Below are 21,757 nucleotides of genomic sequence, written 5' to 3'. Positions count from 1 at the left end.
ATCTAATGGTTAAAACCCATTGTTTTCGGACAACTGTTTATACCATTTCCCTGATTTTTTAACCGTTCGAGATAATTGGTTCTTCAAATCTACTTCCACTAATCCATATCGGTTCTTATAAGCGTTCGTCCATGACCAGTTATCCATGAAAGTCCATAGGTGATATCCCAAGCAATTCGCTCCCTCTTCAAGCGCTTTATGCACCCATTTTAAGTGTTCCTGGATAAATTCAATCCGATAATCATCCTCAATGAACCCTTCCACATTGCGGAACTTTTCTTCCCCTTCAACCCCCATTCCATTTTCCGAAATAAAGAATGGCAGATTACTATAGTTGTCACGGAGGTCAATCATAATATCATAGATAACTTCCTCGCAGATTTCCCAGCTGCGGTGCGGATTGATTTTCCGTCCTGGCATGATATACGGATCAAAGAGATGTTCAGGCATAAACGGAGCATTCTCCGGCTCAGGCTTCTCTTTCGATTTGACACGGCGCGGCTGGTAGTAGTTCACGCCTAAAAGATCAATGGGATTATCCCTAATCACTTCCAAATCACCGGCCTCCACGGCTGGAAGCAGGTCTCTTTCTTTTAAAATATCAACCAAGTCACGAGGATATTCCCCCTTTGTGACCGGATCAAGGAAGCTGCGATTAAAGAATAAATCAGAAATATGGGCAGCCTTTACATCTTCAGCATCCTGACTTCGCGGATAAGATGGTGTGAGATTTAGGATGATGCCAATTTTCCCGTCAACCTTTAATTTTTTAAAGGCCTCTACTGCCTTCGCATGGGCCACAATGGTATGGTGGGCAACCGTTGCACCCCGTTTGAAATCTGTTACATTAGGATAATGCCAATTATATAAATACCCTGCCTCAACCGGGACGATCGGTTCGTTAAAGGTAAACCAATATTTCACACGTCCGCCAAATAAGCGAAAGCAGGTCTCCGCATAATTCACATAGGCATCGATGACTTCCCGGCTTTCCCATCCGCCTTTTTCCTGCATGCACATCGGCATATCAAAATGGTATAAATTCATAAATGGTTCGATGTCATTAGCAATCAATTCATCAATGACCTGGTTGTAAAAGGCAACGGCCTTCTCATTTACTTTACCGGTTCCATCCGGAATTAAACGTGACCATTGAATCGAGGTCCGAAAGGAGTTATGTCCTGTTTCTTTCATCAGCTGGATATCTTCTTTAAACCGATGATAGAAATCCGAAGTATGTTCCGGGCCAACCCCATTATGAAAACAAACTGGCTCCATGCTGTACCAATAATCCCAGATACTTTGCTTTCTTCCGTCCATCAGCGCTGCGCCTTCCGTTTGCGGACCTGATGCGGCACTTCCCCACCAAAAGTTTTTTGGGAAACGATAGGTAAGGTTATGTTCATGCAAACTAATTTCCATTGTTCATCTCCATCTTTTTATTTAATTTTTCTCCATTCGCTCGGTGTGGTTCCGACACTTTTTTTGAACTGTTTATAGAAATAAGCCGTATCCGAATACCCGACCTTTTTGCCAATTTCACCTGCACGGTAATGGGTGGTTTTGAGGAGTTCCTTTGCCTTTTCCAAGCGGTATCGGTTTAGGTACTCCGAAAAAACCGCCCCTACTTCTTTTTGAAATAATTGTCCCAAATAGATGGCATTGACATGAAACTGCTGGCCCAAAGTTTTTAACGAAATTCCTTCATCATAGTGGGCATGGATATAATCAAGGACATTTTGGACAATCGGACTTCGATTATTGACTTGTTTGTGGATCGAAAAAATTAATTCCTGGCAATATTCCTTCAAAATGGCTTTCATCTCGTCAATATCAGAGCTATACACTATTCTTTCGATTGCAGCTGTATGATAGGAGAGATCGTTCGGCTGCAACGAATAATGGATATACGAAAGTAAATCGAAGATATATTTTCTGGCAGCTTGCGGGGAGATAAATCTGGAATTCTTGGTGAGATCCTGAAAAAATGATTCAATCCGTTGTAAAACTTCTCCCTCTACTTTCAATAGCTGCTTTACAATCGTTTCTTTAAATTCTTGCTGTTTTTTTAATTCCTCATGCTTATCAATTGTCAAATGTTCGGAAATAAGCACATTTGGGGATGAATAAAGCTGCAATAAGCTAAATTCCCTTGCCATCATAAAACTGTCTTCTAATTCGTCTACCGTTTTTACTGGCTTTCCCATCGCTAAATAGAATAAACCGGCCCCGCTTTTTTCATCTTTTAAATGCTCAACCAGGCCTTGGTTAAATCGATATAATTCCTCTTCCGTTTCGCTCCCCAAAATAATGACCAGGTCTTGATTTGGACTAAATAAACAAACAGCTGAGAAATGATCCTCAATAAAGCCTCTAATTTCCTTTACAACTTCAACCCTGTAATAGTTTTCAAAGCTTAAAATAGAGACAGCATAATACGGCTGAGTAAACTGGATATCATATAATGACAATCTTTCCAGACAGTCATTCTTCTCAATCTCGCCATTTAAAAACCGCCATAAGGTATTATCCAATAGGGTTGACGGTTCCTGTGCCTGATTACCTCCTGACACTGCATTCATTTTCCGGCCTACATTTTGAATGGTCGTTAATAATTCTTCCTCATCCACAGGTTTGACTAAATAGTTTTCGATTCCTAATAACAGACCTTGCTTAATATACTCGAACTCTTGGTAACCAGTTAAAATAATACATTTCACCTTCGGCTGGATTTCTTTCACTTCTTCAATTAAGTCTAAACCGGACATTTCTCCCATTAATATATCCGTAATAACCACGTCGACTGGATGTTCTTTAAGATAAGCAAGCGCCTCTTCTCCGCTCTCGGCACGCGATACAATTTCAAACCCATAGTCCTCCCAATCCAGAAGAGCTTGAAGACCTATCGTTATTAACGGTTCGTCATCGACAAGAAGCACCTTATACATGGCTGTTCCCTCTTACTGGAATAGAAAGTATCACAATCGTTCCTTTATCTTTGATACTTTTCACAGAAATGCCGAAGGTGTCCCCGTATTTCAGTTTTAAACGTTGATGGATATTTCTTAATCCAATTGAATCCATTTCATCTCCCTCTTCACAATTAAGATGCTGGACAATCATTGCAAGATCCTCCTCCGTTATCCCCTTACCATTATCCTCCACTGTAATTTCCAACGTTTCCCCAAGCTGATTAGCACGAATGTGTAACTCATTGTCAGAACGGTCCTTTCTAAAACCATGAACAAAATAATTTTCAATGATTGGCTGCAAAATGAGCTTTTGCACGGGTGTTTGATCCACATCACTAGGTATATCAATATCAACCTGTAATTTGTTTGGGAATTTAAATTGCATTAATTTTAAATACTGATTTACATATTCAATTTCTGTATATAAAGGCACCGTGTCTTTTGACTCTAGCGAGTAGCGGAATAGCTTTGATAAATGGAAAATCATTTTACTTGAAGTTTTAGAACCCTCTACGACAGCTACCATCCGTATTGCCTCTAACGTATTAAATAAAAAATGAGGATCGATTTGTGCCTGAAGCGCTTTCAATTCCGCTTGCTGCTGCTTTAAATTTAATAGGTAAAATTGTTCAATATAATTATTCAATTCATCTAACATCGAATTGATATTGACGGCAATCCTTGATAATTCATCTTCATGTTTGGATTCTGGTATCCTGGCATCCAGATTTCCATTCTCAACCTGTCGAATAATCGAAACAATCTTATTAATACGCCTTGAATAATTTCGAGTAAAGGAATATGAAATTAAAATGGAAATAATGATGAAGAATATAATAACTCCCCACATGGTTCCCCTAACAATCGTCAGCTTTTGCCACCCTCTATCGGGAATAGCACTGACATACGTATAATCCCCCTGGTTCGCAATGGTACTTATATAAAAATGGTCATTCTTCCACTTTATTTTTTTCTCATTTGTTTCAGGCTTTATCTGTTTGATCATATCTAAGGGAACATCACCCTTATTTACGGAATAGATGATTTTGCCTTCAGCATCCATGATAAAAAAGGAAGCAGGCACTCCATCGCGCTTTTTGACCATTTTGTCTAGACGATTAGTAGAATAAAAAATAGTAATCTCACCTATTTTTTTCAAGGTCACTGGATTGTTAACGACAATCTTTTTGGTAAAGGTATCTGTTAGTTGCCTGACTCTTGGAATACCATCCCCGCCAAACCTAGGAATCCCTTCTGAAAGAAGGGGCTCGCCCGCATACATGGAATGATCGATGATGCTTTTATTCCATCGTAAATATTGATAAATCAGCAGGTATTCTACAGAGGGGGTTTCTAACGAACGTAAACTGATCGCATTAATATCGCTATCTTGACCGAAATAGGCATTGAAATACGTATCAATATTATTTGGTACAAATGACTTTGCCTCAGAAAATTTATCGAGGCGGTATTCCAAATATTTCGCATATCCGTTTTGAAGGGCAAAAGAAATATCGTCAATGACATCCCCTTTAACATAAAAATCCCTTTTAGATCGATTAATATCTGCATCTTTAGCGGAAAAGTAATCCTCCACCCGTTCCATCGTTCTGGTATTGACGTTCACTTCTTTTTGAATAATAACTTCGGAGTAATAGTTAGTAATCGTAACGATTAAAACAATGATGGTTACAATAATAGTGATAGATGATGCCAAGAATAGTTTGTTAAATATCTTTTGAGTAAAACGTCCTTTTCTTCTTAATTCCATTTTGATGTCCTCAAATTATATTTATTTTTTTTTCTAGTCTACCACTGGTTACGAATCCGCAACACCCTGCACGGTTTCAAATAAAATCAAGCTGAGATTTTCCACCCAGCTTGACTTTTTTGTTATTATTTTTGCTTGCTCTTCCACTCGTCAAATTGCTTTTGAATTTCTTTTAAGACTTTGTCAATTCCAGCTTCTTTTAACTTCTTATTATATTTTGGCAAGTACTCTTCTGGGTCAACAGAGCCTGTTGCCAATGCCGGATAGAATTCTTTTGAAATATTCGTAATCGATGCAAGCTCAGATCTTACTGGGTCGCTGTTAAAATGAAAACCAAGTGTTGGCGCTGTTTTTGCAGATTTGTTAAACTCTGCGAATTTATCCCATTTATCTTTAGGGTCATTTTCATACAAATCCAAAATGAAGAAGTTTCCAAGTGAATAAGACGGTACATTATAACGATCTACACGTGCCGGAAGGTCTTTAATCGTTCCATCGTCATTCTTTTCGTAATGAACACCTTCAATCCCTTTGTCAACAAGGTTACGGAGGTATGGATCAGTGTTAAGCAGTGTCAGGAATTCCATTGCTTTCTCAGGATTCTTGGAAGTTGCTGAGATGGCTTGAATGGAACCGGATACAGAATCATTAATCGTAATCGGATCTTCAGCCGGAACGGAAACAACATCATACTTAGCAGAGCGAGACCACAATAAATCAGCATATGGCTGAGAATCACCCATACGGACAAACCAGTTTTCTACATCCATCGGCCAGCTGTCTTTACTTGTCGCTGCATCTTCTTTAAGAAATCCAGCCTTATAATATTGATGCATGGTTTTATAGGTTTTCATGGTTAAATCAGTTTCAAATTGGTTAATTACATGGTCTCTATCGCCTTCCATAGCAAAGGCAAATGGCATTTCATTATTAAAGATATAATCGTATGGCAGATAGGCTTTAAATGTAGCCATTGGAGTGACGCCAGGTTCATTCTCTTTAATCGTTTTTAGCATCGGTTCAAGGTCTTCCAAGGTTTTTACTTTTGAAAGATCAAAGTGGTATTTGTCTACAAGGCGTTTATTAAAGGTATAAACCGATTGTCTTGCTGCCTCTTTATTAGTAGGAACGCCATAAATTTTTCCATTAACCTTAATTCCTTCTAACAGGGCCGGATTAAGTGTCTCTTTAAGCTCTTTGCCTTCTTTTCCTAACATATCGTCTAGGTCCTTAAATGCACCTTTTTGGGCATTTTGAACGTAAGAGGTTCCATTTGTAAAGATAATATCAAAGGGTTCCCCTGAATTGATCATCACCTGTGATTTTTGATCCCAATCACCCCAATCAATTTGGGTCATTTTTACTGTGGCATTGATTTTTTTCTTTGTGTACTTGTTGACTTCTGCAAAGACTTTTTCAGTATCTTTTTGCGGGGTTCCAATGGTGTACCATTTAATTTCATAAGGTTCGCCATTTTTACCGCTTTTTTCTGATGTGGCACTGTCTTTGCTTGTGCAGGCAGATAGAAGGGTTCCAGCTGCCAGAACGGATGCGAGAATAATGCCTAACTTCTTTTTCTTCATTCCTCTTCTCCTCTTTCTATTGATTATTCTTTAACGCCGCCAATCGTCAGTCCGCTAATAAAGTACTTTTGGAAGAACGGGTACGAGACTGCTATCGGCAGGGTGGCGATTACAACCATAGCCATTTTGGCTGATTCTTGCGGAATCGTATCAAATAAACTTTTCTGCATGAGAGCGACATCCATATTTTTTCTCATAAATTCAAGATTTGCTTCAATTTTCATGAGTAAAGCTTGAAGCGGCACCAGATTGGGGTTATCAATATAAAGCAAGGCTGTAAACCAGTCATTCCAATAACCCAGTGTACTAAACAAGGCGATCGTGGCAATTCCCGGTAAGGAAAGCGGGAAGATGATTTGGAAGAAGATTCTCCATTCACTTGCCCCATCGATTCTGGCCGATTCCAAAATCGATTCAGAAACAGACTTTAAGAAGAAGGTTCTCATGATGATAATGTAAAACGCATTCATCGCAAGGGGCAGGATTAGTGCCCAAACGGAATTTTTCAAATGCAGAAACTGGGTGACAACAATGTAAGTCGGCACCAGCCCGCCGCTGAATAGCATGGTAAAGAATGCCAAGAAGGTAAAAAATCTTCGATACTTAAATTGCGGTCTTGAAATCGCGTAGGCATAAAAGGTAATCATGAACACACTGATCAAGGTACCGATAATGGTAATAAAAATCGTCACACCATAGGAGCGGAAAAAGGACTCCTTCATACCCCAGAGATAATGATAAGCATCCAGGCTCCATTCCTTCGGGATCAGTTGAAAACCGTTCCTGACAATACTTTCTTCACTTGTAAACGAAATGATAATGACATAGATAAAAGGAAAGACACACGTAAATGCGAGAATCCCAAGCAGTACACTAATAATAGCATTTGCAGCCGGATGCATATGTTGGGGGTCCCGATACTTCTTAACCTTACCCCTTTTAATTTCTTCTACTGGTTTTGAAATAAGCAGCGTTGATTGGGTTTGTTCTAGTTTTGGCATATCCTTAGCCGCCGGGCGACTTTTCCTCCCTTCGTAAAGAAATGAACATTAAAACAAGGCACTTTCCTCATCCACTTTACGGACAATGTAGTTGGTAATGATAACGAGGATAAATCCAACAGCCGACTGATATAGACCTGCTGCCGTACTCATGCCGATATCCCCCAGATTCATAAGACCACGGTATACGAATGTATCAATTACATTTGTGACTCCATATAAAGCTCCCGAATCTCTTGGCACTTGATAAAACAATCCGAAATCCGAGTTGAATATCCGGCCAATATTCATGATGGTCAGGATAATCATTAATGGCTTAAGCATTGGCAGGGTAACATGTTTAATCTGCTTCCATTTTGAAGCGCCATCAATCATCGCTGCCTCATAATACGTCCGGTCAATTCCGACGATAGAGGCTAAATAAACAATACTTCCGTATCCTACACCTTTCCACATGCTCATGAATACGAGAATAAACGGCCAATATTTCGACTCGCTATACCACGAAACAGGGTCAACATGGAACCAGCTAAGAATATGATTTAACAAACCGTGTTCCGTACTTAAGAAAGTGAAGACAAAGTAACTGCCGATAACCCATGAAATAAAATGCGGGAACAAGATAGAAGTTTGGTAAACCTTAGACAGCCTCTTATTGATTAACTCACTAAGCAAGACAGCTGTTGCTACCGCCGTTACCAGCCCTAATACGATAAAGACAAGATTGTAGAGGATGGTATTTCTAGTAATGATCCATGCATCATTTGTACTGAATAAATATTTGAAGTTATCAAAGCCAACCCATTCACTATTCATGACGCTGGCAAAAAATCCATCGGGATCAATCCGGAACTTTTTAAAGGCCAATACTTGCCCAAACATCGGCAAATACGAAAATAATAGCAGCCAAATTGTTCCTGGTAACACCATAAGCAGCCAAACTCGATTTTTATAGAGATCGCTTAATATCCTTTTCATATTTCTCCTCCCCCCGAATTTTTATGTAAGCACTTCCATACCTTTATTTTAAAGGGAAAGGAGACCTAATTATAGTTGACTAATTTAGGATTAAGTGCAAAAATCTTAGAATTTAATACAATTGGCTTTGTTAAACTGGGATGTTGATTTCCACTCCAGGCGCTTCGCTTTCCGCTCCAATCAACAGGGGTAAAAAATCAACAATAATCATTAACACAGCCATACTAAAATGAGAGAACCGACTGAAGCGGTCTAGTCGGTTCTTTTTTGTCCTATAAAACTCTAAAAGTCTTAATCTCATACGGTTTGATTTCAACCTCAATCGGCGATGCAGATTCAGCTCCGATCGGTTCTTCCATTAAATTGGTCTCCACCCATGAGGTGATGCCTCTTAGAATATCGAGGGAAACCTTGCCTCTGCGTCCTTCATATTCATGAAGGCGGATAATGATCCCGTTGCCATCATAGGCTGGTTTAATGGCATCAATCCAAACATGATCCGAAGCCATTTCGAGGAAAGACTCTTCCTTTGCCCATTTCCCTTCGAAAGCCACAACAGGATCGTTCAAATCCCATGCTGTCTCCACCGTCTTCGCTATGCGCCATTCCCCGATATGCGGATAAAGCGAATATACGAACGAATGGATTCCCTGATCTGCTTGTGGATCAGGATGAATCGCTGATTTTAATAAGGTGATCCGCATGATATTTTCTTTAATGTCGTAGCCATATTTGGAATCGTTCAGTAAGCTTACCCCATAGTCTGGCTCTGACAGATCGGCCCACTGATGGCCGACTGTTTCAAATTTGGCCATATCCCAGCTTGTATTCCAATGAGTCGGGCGCTTCACATTTCCATATTGAATATCATAAGTGGCCTCGGTGGCGCGGATATCCACTGGGAAAGCGGCCTTCAGCAGTTTTCTCTTTTCATGCCAGTCCACCGTTGTTTCAAAATCAATGCGGCGGTCATTTTGATAAAAGACAATACGCTGGGAAATTTCAGAATGGTGATATGTCCACTTGGCAAGAATCGTAAGCGTCAATTCCCCATTTTCCACGACTTCAAATCTGATTAAATCACGGATTTCTTCCATTTTTTCTTGATAAAAGAGATCGATATCCCAAGCATCATGGGCAAGCGGCTTATCTTCGAAAATTTGCAGGATATTCCCCTTTTGATTCTCAGCGAGAACCTCGCGGCCTGCTTCCTTATCAAAGAGGGACGTCATTTGGCCAAATTCATTCCATTCAACAAGGTAATACGGTGTTTGCAATTTCCGGTCCCGATAGCTGAAATTCGATTTCGTTTCCTGAACGGCTGCCGCCGGCTCAAAATATAACGTCTTGGCCCCAAAGGAAGGAAGGTTGTCGACCTCAATCAGCCAGCCATTATCCCGTTTTTGATGGGTCAGGACTTCTCCCTTGCTGTTTTTCCAAACCCCTCCGGCAAAATCAGCAAATTGCTGGACAGCTACATTTTTCTTGCCCTGATGGTGAGTCGCATGAAAGAGCACGACAGAGCGGTCATCCTGTTCGATTCCGTGCTCAATGATACGGGATTCCACGTTTCGGGCTAGCTCGTGAGCTTCCTTGTATTCTTCTTTGGCATCCTCATAAACCTCATGGATGGAGGAGCCGGGAATAATATCATGGAATTGGTTGCGCAAAATAATCTTCCAGCCATTTTTCAACTCGTCCGTTCCCAGCCATTGGCCGTTTTCGGAAAGCCATGAGGTGAGGAATTCAGCCCGTCGGTATAGCAGCTCCAATTTTCGATTCATCTGCTTCATAAACGCCTGGCTTGTATAGGTGCCCCGGTGGTACTCAAGGTACAGCTCGCCATCCCATTTATGAATATAGCCATCCGATCCGGAAACATTCTCGTGAAGCTTGTTAAAAAATTCCCCGGCTGTCGACGTTTTTACCTTCGGCATCCCTGGCAGCGCATCAAATCTGCGGCGCATTTCAAGCATATGCCGATTGACACCTCCGCCGCCATCACCATATCCATAGGAAAGAAGCAAATCTTTCGATAACTCTTTATCACGGTAGCCCTTCCAAGCGCCATTCACCGTTTTCGCGGTAATATATCCATTATACGTATAGAACCAAGAGTCCGGAGAATTCCATGGCTCCGGCGTCGTAATAAAATGCGTTAAAATTTCGGTACCATCGATTCCTTTCCAGTAAAAAGTATCGTGCGGCATCCGGTTATACTGATTCCAGCTGATTTTGGTCGTCATCATTGTTTTAATGCCTGATTTTGTTAAAATCTGCGGCAGCGCCCAGCTGTAGCCGAACACATCCGGAAGCCATAGGTATTCGCAATCGACACCAAACTCTTCTTTAAAAAAGTTCTTCCCATGAAGGATTTGGCGGACAAGTGATTCGCCGCTTGGAATATTGCAATCCGATTCTAGCCACATGGCGCCGCCAGCTTCCCATTTCCCCTCTGCCACTCTTTCCTTTATTTGAGCGTAAATCTCAGGATAATCCGTTTTGATATAGTCATAGAGCTGCGGCTGTGTCTGCAGGAATAAATATTCAGGGAATTGCTTCATTAAATGCAAGACCGTCGAAAAAGATCGAGCAGACTTCTCACGTGTATTTTTTAACCGCCAAAGCCAAGCTACATCAATATGGGTATGGCCGACAGTATGGATCGTAATGTCTGATGTTTTGGTGAAGGACTGAATCGCCTCCGTAAGGCTTTCCTCAGCCGCATAACAGGACTGATAAAATTCTGAGCTGCCGGGCTCCGTCCAATTAATCAAATAAAGGGCATCCGAAATCAACTTTTTCAAAATGGTATAGGCGGAGTCGGACTCACTTGTTTCTTTTATCACTTCATAAGCAGCTAATAGGGTGTAATAGAGATTATCTACCTGGCGATCCAGCCAGCCGATCGCGGCCGTTTGCAGTTTAAATTCATTTTCTCTCGGAACTCCTCCACCCTCAAGTCCTGACCAGAGCCTGAAATCCAAACGCATCGGCCCTTTGGCCGTTTGGTTATCGAAGAGAACTTCTTCATGGTTGGAATCGACACCCTGATAGGGTTTGCCATTGACAAATAGAAGCGACTCAAAACCTGAATTATTGCCCCCGCCCGTTTTTCCAAACGAGAATAGACCGACAATCTGCTGATCGGCATATGGCAAATGAGTATCGATGTCGGCATGAAGCCAAATATAGTGATCGCGTCCTTTCCAGTAGTCGCCGATATTCATCACCTTTTGTTCATCATACGCTGCAGGTGGATAGGCACCGATTGCACCATCATCCTCCTGGGCGAAAAATTGATGAATTCCCTTAAGGTCCCGGTACCGGTAACCCTCTAATTCCCTGATGCGTTCTTCAAATTTCCTTTCCGTTAAGAACATGTTTTCACCTCATTATGACTAGTTTTTTACAATGAAAAGTTGCCTGCAGTGACGATCCGGTGATAGACATTACCGCCAACCAGCCCATCCACGATTTCCCATGGCCCATCATGGTGCAGCCGTTTTTCTTCCAATTCTTCCATCCGGGGAATCCTTCCCTCGAGCCACGCCTGAATCCGGTATTTGACGGAATCTATCCGGGTAATGACGCCGCCATAACGAATATCGATTACTTCCCAGCCAAATGGTTTGTACGCTGCAAACCAGATGTCTCGGTGCTTTTGCCTTAAAAGGTCGACATTCTTCTTGATTCGATCCAAAGTAAGTAGAATTGATTTCATTTGTTCATAATCGTTGTTCTGATACGCCGCTAGGATCTTGATGCCGATTTCCGCTTTGTCAGCCAGCACCCTTGCCAGCTGTTCATAAAAATCAAACAAGGATCCCCATGCTGGATTTTCCCGTTTGGCTTTTTCAAGCACGGGCATCAGCTGCTGATAGTGCTCCCCTAAAGAAAGGCCGCGGACATTCTCGTCATATAAGCCTATTAAACTATCTTGGTAAAGCAGCACTTTCGAAGTCATCGAGCTATTCATGTTATCCCTCATGACACCCGGTGTTTCATCCAATAATTTCAAATTCATAAAATCGGCAAAATGCCCGTCAGCACAAAACGCAAAGCGCTCTGACACCTTTTCAATGGACACTTCCTTCTGATAAGTGTGCTCGGCAAATAATTGCATGATTGGGTAAGCTGTTGCAAAAGGCGTTTCTGCTCCGTTATCCCCCCACAATGTTACAAAGATTTCGCCGATACCTTCCTGTTTACAGGCGGCCAGTGCGGCTTCTGTTGTCACAATTGCCTTGCCATAATTCGGCGCCAATCCATTCCATGTCCAAGCCCCGCCGGCAAAAATCGGCGTGGAGCCGAGCAGCTTATGGTTTTGAAAATCTCGTTCATACACTTCTTGTTCTTTTCGGTAATAGTTCCAATAAACAAGCTCGACATCCGGAATTCCTTCCAATATATCCTCGCGGATGCTGCCGTTTTCATCCTTATAAGGGCTGTTTTCTGCAAACAACGGAAAGTACATATCGCTCCAAATCATCGGTTTTAACCCCAGCTTATCGGTAATGGAAACTACCTTTTGCAGATGCCGGTTCATGAGATCGATATGGTTCTCATAGCCATGCTTCGCCAAATATTTTCCTAGTCCAAGCTGAAACGTCTCGTCCATGCCAATATGAATCCGTTTGCTCCGAAATGGCTTGGAGGCCGCTTTTAGACAGCTCTCTAAAAACTCATACGTTTTGGGCTCATCCACGAGTAATATATCATCTGTGTCTTTTACGCCTGCGGCATAATTCCATTTCAGGGCTTCACGCAAGTGGCCCAAGGTTTGAATGCAGGGGATCATTTCAATTCCGAGCTTCCCGGCATATTCATCACTAGCTTTGAGCTCCTCAAATGTATATCTTCCGCGCATATATCCAAAGTAAGGATATTCCTTCACCTCATACGTGTCCTCCGTATAAAGCATCAGGGTGTCTAATCCCATTACCGCCATGTGCTGCAGAAGCTTCTCGATGTCCGCAACTGTGGGAACCGCATTTCTAGATGCATCCAGCATCACACCACTCATGTTAAACTGTGGATTCTCGGTGATATCGAATTCGCCACTTTTTTGAAAATTCTCCAGCCACAATCCGATCGCCCGGAAAAAATGAACCGGCTTTTCGAATGAAATTTCTCCCTGGCCGTTTTTATTCACGATCCGTAACGGCCCTTGCTGATTTATCACTTGTATTGGATACCCATCAGTAGAAAGTTGAATCTTTAATCGTTTAGAAACAAGTTCAAGACCATCTGCTATAGCAGATGTGTCCCCCTTTAAGTACAATTCCACTTGTATTCCCCCTGTTTTTTCTCCGAATTCCGATCAGGTTAGCACTTTTTTCGTAAACTTTGTTGTTTTTAAATACAACAACGCGAAATCTAAGTGTATTTTTACACCAAAAAAACAAGTTGATAGATTTATCGGCGGATTTTTACCTTTTATCAGCGAATTTTTGGTTTTATCAGCGAATCTAAGACATTTATCGGCGGATTTCGTAAGTTTATCAGCGAATCGGAAATAGCAACAATTTTACCTCTAGCAGACCCTTTCTAATCGAGCAAATCTGCTAAGACAAACCTTCATCATCCAATAAGCAGGAGCAACCGCAGAAATAAACGGGATAAGGCCGGGGACCTGATTTATCAGGTAGCCAATGACAAGAAATCCGGCGCCAATCCAAATGGTGGAAGGCAGCCCCGTTAAGGTGATAAGAAAGGACTGTTTGATATATTCCTTACTGGAAAGCTCATAATGGACATAGACGGCAAAGAAATGGCCGACTGCCAATAATAGGATGATCAACAGGATGTAAAGGATGAGCGAAAGAAAGCTGGCAAAAACACCCGACATAAAGGTCTCTGTAATCCTGATATCGATAAAAAGAAAAAGGCCGATGCTGTAAAAAACAAGGCCTATTCCATTGCTTCTCTTCCATTCTTTCAAATACACTTGCTTAAACGTCTTCCAAACAGGTACATCGGTATCTTTTCTTAGCCATTTGCGGACAATCGTAAACAGGGCAACCGTTGCCGGGAAAAAGCCAAATACCCCGAGTCCCAAGGCGGTAAAGGCAATCCAGCATATATTTGCGGAGATTGCCCTCCATATCCATTCACAAACAACGATCATCCATGAACCTTTGTTCATACGGCACCACCCTTTCCAATGAACTTTAACTAGTTATTGTTCATCAAATGATGATAAAGCGGACTTCCTTTTACGGCTTTACCGGTTAAACTCAGCACGAATTCACTGAACATCGTGTTCGCCCACGCGAACCAATCTCTTGTAAATTCCTCCGGACAGTCGGCGTTAAAGCCTTCGTGCATAAAATTCGTACCGCCATCGGTGTTTTTAAAATAAGCCAAAATTTGCTGTTTTTCCGCTTCGCTTACCGCGGTCATCCCCTGGATAGCCAAGGCAATATGCCAAATATAGTGATCCGGCGTATGTGGGCTGCCGATGCCATTGGCATATTTACCCTCGTAATAATAGGGATTATCCCTGCTCAAAAGGAACTTTCGTGTATTGAGATACGTCGCATCATCAAATGGCTGGTACCCTAAATACGGGGCTGCAAGCAAACTTGGAACATTGGCGTCATCCATTAAATTTACGCGTCCTTCCCCATCGGTTTCATAGACATACATCTCGCCGTAGATCGGGTGGTCCAATTTCGCATATTGTTCAATCCCCTGCCTGATTTCCTCACGCAGCTTTAAGCACTCTTCTTTTAAGGAAGAATCCTTTAGCACCTCATCACACATTTCCGCCGCATACCCTAACACGACAACGGCAAACATATTCGCCGGGATCAGGTATCCGTAGGTGCAGGCATCATCACTTGGGCGGAAGGCGCTCCACGTCATTCCGGTCGGAACCACACGCCCTCCTTTTCCTTCGCGGATCAAGGTATCGGACAGGCGCACATCGGCCCGTTCAAACCTGTAAGGAGACTTATTTTCATGATCCTGCTCCGTCCTCCAAACATGGATAATCGTCTCCAAAACTTCTTGGAACGTTTCTTTTAAATACGCAGTACGTCCGGTTGACTTCCAAAAAAAATAGGCAAGCTGGATCGGGTAGCATAAGGAGTCAATCTCGTATTTTCGTTCCCAAATATGGGGCGTCATTTCGGTAAGATCGGTTTGATGCCCCCTTCCATTCTCCGTTTCATTAAACGCATTGGCATACGGGTCATGTAAGATAAAAGCGAATTGCTGGCGGATCACCCCTTCGAGTAATTCGGCCAGTTCCTCATCCTCCTCTGCAGCCAGCAAATAGGGGCGAACTTGTGCTGCTGAGTCTCTTAACCACATCGCCGGAATGTCACCGGTTACGACAAAAGTTTTTCCATCTTCCAGTTTTTTCAGCGTCGTGGTATACGTATTGACAAAGCATTGCTCAAACATTTGGTGTAATTTTTCATCCCCAGGAAAACATTCCTTCACATGTTGGATCAATTTTTGCATCGATCCTGGAATTACTGCTGTCATCTTTCCCTCTCCTATCGCTTATTTTGAAAACCAAGGGTAATAATTTCATAGCCAGCGACTTCATACTGATCGCTAGAATCATAGGTTTGTTCTTCAAGTATCGTACTCTTGTAAGATGTAAAATCCGGCTGGGCGGGGATGGATGCCGTGAGAACTTTACTCGCTGGAGCTGGATTGAACCAGCGAATCATCACGTCATCACATTCCTCCGCCACTTTCATCGATGACCACGCAAGGCCCTCGGACTCCCAGTTCACAAACTGATGGTCAGCCGGCAAGGTTCCTTCATGGGCGTTTGTCTGAATAACCTGAAGAGGAACTTTATATTGATAAGCCTCCACAAATGCGTTTGAGGCAATCACATCTTTTTCATGCATGAGCACTTGCCATTCGGCTGTTTGTGTCCCGATGCACTGGGCCTCCGGTGTCGGGAAGTAGCCCCAGTCACCAAGCTCAGCAACCGAACGAAGTACGGTGAGGGCAATCGTTCCGTCCGATGGCAGGATTTCATATTCCTGAAGGCCGTCCGTGGCCACGGTTAAGCCCATCTCGTCACCGTTAATGCTGGCGAAGCGCTGCTGATGATGACAGAAGCTTGGATTTTCCCATTCCTTTTCCGGTGAATTCGGGCGTGTCACAATCTCGAAAATACTGTCGGCCTGGTGTGTTTCCGTTTGCAATCCTGTCGGGAAAAGAACACGCAGGCGGTGGTCGGCAGCTTGATTGTCAATGGTCAGCTTGAAAGCCGGACCCTTCATTCCTTTTTCCAGAGTGACAACGGTACGCAGTGTAATGGTCGTCATTTCGTTCGATCTGCCTGCTTCCCTTTCCTTATGCCAAATCAAGCGGTTCCGTTCGATGGCTAATCGGTCGTCCGCTGAAACCGGGATGGTTAAGGTATGCGTAAATTCAAGCTCTGTTCGAAGCGGTGATTTTTCAATCAAGCGGAATACGGCTTGAACACCCTTTGTCGTAATCGGATCCTGTCCTTTTGCTTCCTTGAACATATATTCATTCCCGACATCCCCTGTGTCCTCATAAATGCCGAGACGATAGAAGGTCCTGCCGGCAGCTTTATTCGTTAGATCATAGGTGCCATCCTCATGAAACAGGAGGTGAACATATTCATTTTCCATCTCCATGCCGCCATCCGCCTTGTTTTCTGGACGCTGCCCGGCCGGCTGCTCCTGTGGAATAAGATAGAATGTCTTGTAGCCGAATGCAGGGATCTTTTCTGCAAAGAAGGAAAGCTTGGCGCGCTTAGCAAAAAACGGCTGGCGGAATTTGTCATCCGGTAAATCATAGCCAAACTCAACCACCGGGTTTTCTAGATGACATTCGATGGTATTGCCGGCTTGATCGACCAGCTTGTAAGCTGGCAAATCTTTATCCTGTAAATACATTGGAATTTCTTCAAAATGCATTTGGGAAAAATACACCTTTTCCAGATCGACTGTTTCCGTAACGACCTCGTCTTTGTTCCACCCCGTTGTATTCAAGACAACAAGGGGAATTCCGCCCTTTGGTGCGCCCGTCGTATCAATTTTACCGGCAAGCTCCACCGCTTGCTCCGATACAAACACCTCTCCCATTTGCGAAACCGTTTCAAAGCGAGTCACCATTTCGCGGTGCACCTCATCCACGCTGCAGCCGCAAATGCTGTCATGCGGGTGATTCTTCATCAATGACTTCCACATAAAGCGGAGATATTCCCTTGGGTACGTCCCGCCTGCTAAAAAGGCCATGCTCGCAAGCGGCTCGGCGATTTTTTCCAAAAGGGTTTGACAGTAGTTGTTCCATTGCTTCAAATAAATCCGGCTGGATGCGGTATTGACAAGCGTCGACCAGCCATCGGTCCGCTGATTGCGCAATTCGCCATCAATGACCTGCAGCTTCTCAGGAAGTGCTTCTTTTAACGCCCCTATATATTCATCAAAACTGGAATGCTTAAAGGTGTAATCAGGATATAAACTAGCTGCCGTTTCAATCGCCTGTGGAATCGTTTTTTGCAGCGGCTGGTGGTCGCATCCATTCATAAACAATAACTGATTGGTGGACGCATACTTTTCGGCATCGCGGAGCTTAAGGTCCCAGAATTTTTTCGCTGCCGCTTCGTCCACTGGGATTTCATTTCCGTTCGAGTACCAATTGGCAAAAAGAATTCCCAATACATCCGAGCCGTCCGGTGATTTCCAGATCATCTCGGAATAGGGAGATTCATAATCAGGAGAATCCGACACCGTGTTATTAAAGCCGGTTGGTTTTACTCCCCTCCCGAAAGCCGCCGTATCAATCCCCGCTTGCTTTAAAAGCTGGGGCGCCTGCCCATAAATGCCGAAAGTGTCAGGAAAGTAGCCAATTTTTGATACATGCCCATAAGCTTTGGAATCTTGTAAACCGATTTGCAGGTTCCGAACATTGGCTTCAGAGCTTGTTAAGAAAGCATCCTGGAGCACATACCACGGTCCGATATACAGCTTTTTCTGTTCGATTAATTGTTTGACAATCTCCCGGTTTTCCGGATGAACGGCAAAATAATCCTCCAAAAGAACAGTCTGGCCATCCAAATGGAACGCTTGAAACGCATTTCCATCTTTTTTGAACTGGTCTATCAAATCATTCATCAGTTTAATGAAGTAGTAACGGTGCTGTTCAAAAGGCAAGTACCATTCCCGGTCCCAGTGGGAATGGGAGATAATATGTGCAGTTTTATTCATTGATTCTTACCCGCTTTCCTTTATTTCAGTTTCGCGAAAACGCTATCATTTTGCTTTGACTACATTTTAACAAGCCAGAATTTTGGGGCAATAGATTGCTAGAAAGTCCTATGGATTTTACAGTGTATCTAAAAATAGTTCATGAAAAATGGGGGCAGCCGCTCATTGCTTTCCTGCAATGAGGGCTGCCCCCTTCTCTTATTTAATTTCCATTATTAAAGTCCTTTTTTAATTCCTCCATCCGATCCATTAACTGAACAAGACGGTCGTAGTTTGTGACCTGTTTTCTTAAAGTTGGATGAAGCTTGTTGTAGGCCACTTTACAGTCATTGACAAGATGCTTATCAGCTAACGTTAATTGATCCACGTCAGGAAGAGCATTGATTTGATGAATGACTTCGGTTACCTTTTCGTTCAAGTAAGCGGCACTATATCTTAAGCTTTCTCTTTCATCCTCCTGCTGAACGGTATAATAGATTCTTCCGGCCTTAGTACCGAAATCCAGCTGTTCAAAGGCGATCGGTCCGTCCTGGTCAGCCTTCTTTTCAGCCAGAACTTCCTTTGCATCTAAGGATTTATACAGTCGAACAGTTTGACCATTTTTCACTCTTTCAATCGTTACCTTATCTTCGGCTCCAGCGTTGTTTTCCGCCTTAACAAAATGCATCATCACGTTTTCTGTTCTCGGCAGTGCGGCACTTTCAAACATCTGCCAGTCATAGATACGGATCGCACCCCAAGGAGAAGTACCGCTATTATAAATCTGCAGCTTGAATTCCCTTGCTGTAACTGGCTCATCTAACACCACATCTGTCACAGCTTTCGTATTATCAGTAATTCGTTTAGCACTGATCCATTCGCCGGTTTGATTTTTATAAAGGAGCTCAAAATCGACGGTGTTCATGTTATTGGCTTCCCCGCCATATTCCGCATGCTCCACACGCCAGCGGCGGATGGTTTTCTCCTCACCAATATCAATCGTCATATAACCGGTTTTCATATTGGTTGCGCACCATTTACTATTTGCGAGGGCTGTTCCGTCCAGTGCTTTAGAGGCCGGTTCTGCCGCATTTTCCGCAGAGACTGATGTTACCTTGGCCTTTAGCGCCACATTGGGAGAAGTAGGGTTTTGTTCGATTTCTGTTGCATCCGTCCCCATGCCCCAGTCAAAAGAAACTGTGGCGGCTTGACCGCGTACATAATCCTGATTGACCGGCACCACTTTCAGTTTCGTGATGTTATCGGCCGAGGCATTTTCCATCGTTCTCGTAATATTTGGCGTATAGAAATAGTTATTCGGTGTTACCCCTAAAAGTGTTTCAATACCATCAGCATTCTCCTGGTAAACCTCATAATGCAGGACATTCTTCTGCTCAGACCAGCTAAGGCGGGCTTCCGCCTCGAAGGCTGTTTTCGGCATTTTTTCTAAAATTTTCACATCAGAAGGTTTCGTCAGCACTGCAGCCGCTGCATCATAGACGGACAGCTGGCCTAAATGAATCGAGTAGTTTTCCATTTTTTCAGCATTTTTAACTTTCAGACTTAATGCATAGGCTGTTTTCCCGGCATCCTTTCCAAGGTCGACAACCGCTGTCTGCCAGCCATCACCCGACTTAGGCAGCGGATAATATTTGATGTTGCTTTGTGCATAGTCTTCACTAAAGGCCACACCCAGTGACACATCCGCTCCCGATTGGTTTTGGTAAACGACACGGACCTTGGTTGTGTCCGTAACGGGAAGTTTGGAACTGTAAAGCATCGTGTCATTGACAGAACCCGCCTCGAGCGCACCACTGAATTTCAGCGAATTGCCACCGTTATAGGCTTTATCAAAATCATAGGAAACTTTGATTCTGCTGCCTTCACTGCGGGTCCACCAGCGCCAGGTCGGCATAATATCCTGGATGGAGCGGTTATTCCACTCAAGGCCGCTGGCGATTTTTCCGTTCACAAAGTATTGTTTTCCGTGGCCGCTGTTAAAGTTTGTCGTAAAGGGCTTCGACTGAATAACGGATGCATCCGTGACAAAACGTGCCATCCCTTTCCAAGCAGCCGAATCATCGGCAAGGGTAGGATTGCCCTGCGGTCCTGTCCATAATTCTTTTTCCTTTTCATGGAAGTCAGCAGGATCAGCCGCTAATCCCATGGTCGAGTTTGGCGCATAAAGGGCAATGGACACTTTCGGCTGTTTCTTTTCATCGAGCAGGGCATCGGTATTAATTTTGGTATTATAGGAATTCTGTTGAATTTCAAAACCGGCATAGGCATCAAATGGGCTGCGGTTATGACCTTTCATTGTCTCTACGGTGGTGTTAATCTTACTGGTAGTCCAGTTATAGTTTAAAAAGAACTCATCAACGGCATATTCCCCATCTTCCGCCGGTTTCACATACATATCATTTTTGCTGTTGATAGAATCCTGATAGTTGATAGCTCCGGTATTGTCCTGCGCGTCATACCAACTGACATTCAGGTTGGAATTTCGCTTAATATAGCGCATCATTTCATTCATACGTTCAGCTGTGGCCTTACTGACACCAGACGTTTCCTGATTGAAAAAATAACCGTCAAAACCATAGTACTCCGCCACTTCGATCATCTTGTCGGCAACTGGGAAACTTCCATCCTGTTTCTGTTGGGTAAACTTTTCGATTTCAGCGACTCCCTCGGCAGAGCTGCCCCATGGGAAACCAAGCGTGGCATAAACAGGCACCCCATTCCGGTGGGCCGCATCGACAATATCCGGTGTAGGGATGGCAAAAATCCCTTCATTGGTTCCCGACCAGTAAATATAGGAATCTAGTAATTGCCAGTTATCAAACGCGTATACATTAAAATCATTGCTTCCAACGGAGCTGGCCTCATCATGATTCCAGTTCGTAATCGCCGCAGAGGTGATGCCAGCCTTAGGATTAGCCAGTGGATTTACCTGGGATCCTTTAAAGCGATTTTTGTTTAACGGAATGCTGGCCCGGTTTATTTCGGCATCCGGGTCGTTTTCAGGCGACCAGTTCAGAAGGGTTTCCACCCTGAAGGCCGGAGCCAGCGGCTTTAGACTGAGCCTGTCCGCATAATTTTCATTGACGACGTCCGTCCCGTCTCCATTAACAGCGGCTTCTGCCCCGGGGACACCCAGTGAACCGAGTAACATGAAAGCAGCCGATACAGATAAAATTCGGCCGAACAACCTGCTTCTATTTCTCCTCATCTTGCTCCTCCTCTTAATCTAGTTAAGCCA

12 protein-coding genes are annotated in these 21,757 nt (G+C 43.3%); all 12 read right to left on the bottom strand.

Annotated features, from left to right (window positions below; all coding sequences use genetic code 11):
- Window positions 1-9: 9 nt before the first annotated feature.
- Window positions 10-1,422 (bottom strand): glycoside hydrolase family 1 protein, encoded by a 1,413-nt coding sequence (locus tag LC455_RS16805; RefSeq protein ID WP_223592480.1) that lies wholly within the window; start codon window positions 1,420-1,422, stop codon window positions 10-12.
- 17 nt (window positions 1,423-1,439) lie between these two features.
- Window positions 1,440-2,948: a response regulator transcription factor gene (locus tag LC455_RS16800; protein WP_223592479.1), complete on the bottom strand. Its 1,509-nt coding sequence runs from the start codon at window positions 2,946-2,948 to the stop codon at window positions 1,440-1,442.
- Window positions 2,941-4,743: a sensor histidine kinase gene (locus tag LC455_RS16795; protein WP_223592478.1), complete on the bottom strand. Its 1,803-nt coding sequence runs from the start codon at window positions 4,741-4,743 to the stop codon at window positions 2,941-2,943. Before LC455_RS16795 ends, LC455_RS16800 begins: the two co-directional genes overlap by 8 nt.
- A gap of 125 nt (window positions 4,744-4,868) precedes the next feature.
- Complete coding sequence (locus LC455_RS16790) at window positions 4,869-6,326, bottom strand: ABC transporter substrate-binding protein (RefSeq protein WP_223592477.1); 1,458 nt, start codon at window positions 6,324-6,326, stop codon at window positions 4,869-4,871.
- Between the two features lie 23 nt (window positions 6,327-6,349).
- Window positions 6,350-7,228: a carbohydrate ABC transporter permease gene (locus tag LC455_RS16785; RefSeq protein ID WP_440446410.1), complete on the bottom strand. Its 879-nt coding sequence runs from the start codon at window positions 7,226-7,228 to the stop codon at window positions 6,350-6,352.
- 147 nt (window positions 7,229-7,375) lie between these two features.
- Entirely contained in the window at window positions 7,376-8,305 is a 930-nt protein-coding gene (locus LC455_RS16780; protein ID WP_223592475.1) for an ABC transporter permease, read from the bottom strand.
- 272 nt (window positions 8,306-8,577) lie between these two features.
- On the bottom strand, window positions 8,578-11,688 hold the full coding sequence (locus tag LC455_RS16775) for an alpha-mannosidase (protein WP_223592474.1): 3,111 nt from the start codon (window positions 11,686-11,688) through the stop codon (window positions 8,578-8,580).
- 26 nt (window positions 11,689-11,714) lie between these two features.
- The gene (locus tag LC455_RS16770; protein ID WP_223592473.1) at window positions 11,715-13,595 is read right to left on the bottom strand and encodes a beta-N-acetylhexosaminidase; all 1,881 of its coding nucleotides are present in this window, start codon (window positions 13,593-13,595) and stop codon (window positions 11,715-11,717) included.
- A gap of 246 nt (window positions 13,596-13,841) precedes the next feature.
- On the bottom strand, window positions 13,842-14,453 hold the full coding sequence (locus tag LC455_RS16765; RefSeq protein ID WP_223592472.1) for a YesL family protein: 612 nt from the start codon (window positions 14,451-14,453) through the stop codon (window positions 13,842-13,844).
- Between the two features lie 29 nt (window positions 14,454-14,482).
- A complete protein-coding gene (locus tag LC455_RS16760; RefSeq protein ID WP_223592471.1) occupies window positions 14,483-15,802 on the bottom strand; it encodes a glycoside hydrolase family 125 protein in 1,320 nt (439 codons plus the stop codon).
- A gap of 11 nt (window positions 15,803-15,813) precedes the next feature.
- On the bottom strand, window positions 15,814-18,519 hold the full coding sequence (locus LC455_RS16755) for an alpha-mannosidase (RefSeq protein ID WP_223592470.1): 2,706 nt from the start codon (window positions 18,517-18,519) through the stop codon (window positions 15,814-15,816).
- Window positions 18,520-18,721: 202 nt separating this feature from the next.
- The gene (locus LC455_RS16750; RefSeq protein ID WP_223592469.1) at window positions 18,722-21,727 is read right to left on the bottom strand and encodes an endo-beta-N-acetylglucosaminidase; all 3,006 of its coding nucleotides are present in this window, start codon (window positions 21,725-21,727) and stop codon (window positions 18,722-18,724) included.
- Window positions 21,728-21,757: the final 30 nt, after the last annotated feature.

The sequence above is a fragment of the Neobacillus bataviensis genome, from assembly GCF_019969725.1.
This window is presented reverse-complemented; position numbering and strand designations above follow the sequence as displayed.

Bases quoted from the DNA above. Each gene is read 5' to 3' on its own strand.
- LC455_RS16795 (WP_223592478.1), bottom strand. From the start codon at position 4,743: ATGGAATTAAGAAGAAAAGGACGTTTTACTCAAAAGATATTTAACAAA.
- LC455_RS16780 (WP_223592475.1), bottom strand. From the start codon at position 8,305: ATGAAAAGGATATTAAGCGATCTCTATAAAAATCGAGTTTGGCTGCTT.
- LC455_RS16775 (WP_223592474.1), bottom strand. From the start codon at position 11,688: ATGTTCTTAACGGAAAGGAAATTTGAAGAACGCATCAGGGAATTAGAG.
- LC455_RS16805 (WP_223592480.1), bottom strand. From the start codon at position 1,422: ATGGAAATTAGTTTGCATGAACATAACCTTACCTATCGTTTCCCAAAA.
- LC455_RS16765 (WP_223592472.1), bottom strand. From the start codon at position 14,453: ATGAACAAAGGTTCATGGATGATCGTTGTTTGTGAATGGATATGGAGG.
- LC455_RS16750 (WP_223592469.1), bottom strand. From the start codon at position 21,727: ATGAGGAGAAATAGAAGCAGGTTGTTCGGCCGAATTTTATCTGTATCG.
- LC455_RS16785 (WP_440446410.1), bottom strand. From the start codon at position 7,228: ATGCATCCGGCTGCAAATGCTATTATTAGTGTACTGCTTGGGATTCTC.
- LC455_RS16755 (WP_223592470.1), bottom strand. From the start codon at position 18,519: ATGAATAAAACTGCACATATTATCTCCCATTCCCACTGGGACCGGGAA.
- LC455_RS16790 (WP_223592477.1), bottom strand. From the start codon at position 6,326: ATGAAGAAAAAGAAGTTAGGCATTATTCTCGCATCCGTTCTGGCAGCT.
- LC455_RS16760 (WP_223592471.1), bottom strand. From the start codon at position 15,802: ATGACAGCAGTAATTCCAGGATCGATGCAAAAATTGATCCAACATGTG.
- LC455_RS16800 (WP_223592479.1), bottom strand. From the start codon at position 2,948: ATGTATAAGGTGCTTCTTGTCGATGACGAACCGTTAATAACGATAGGT.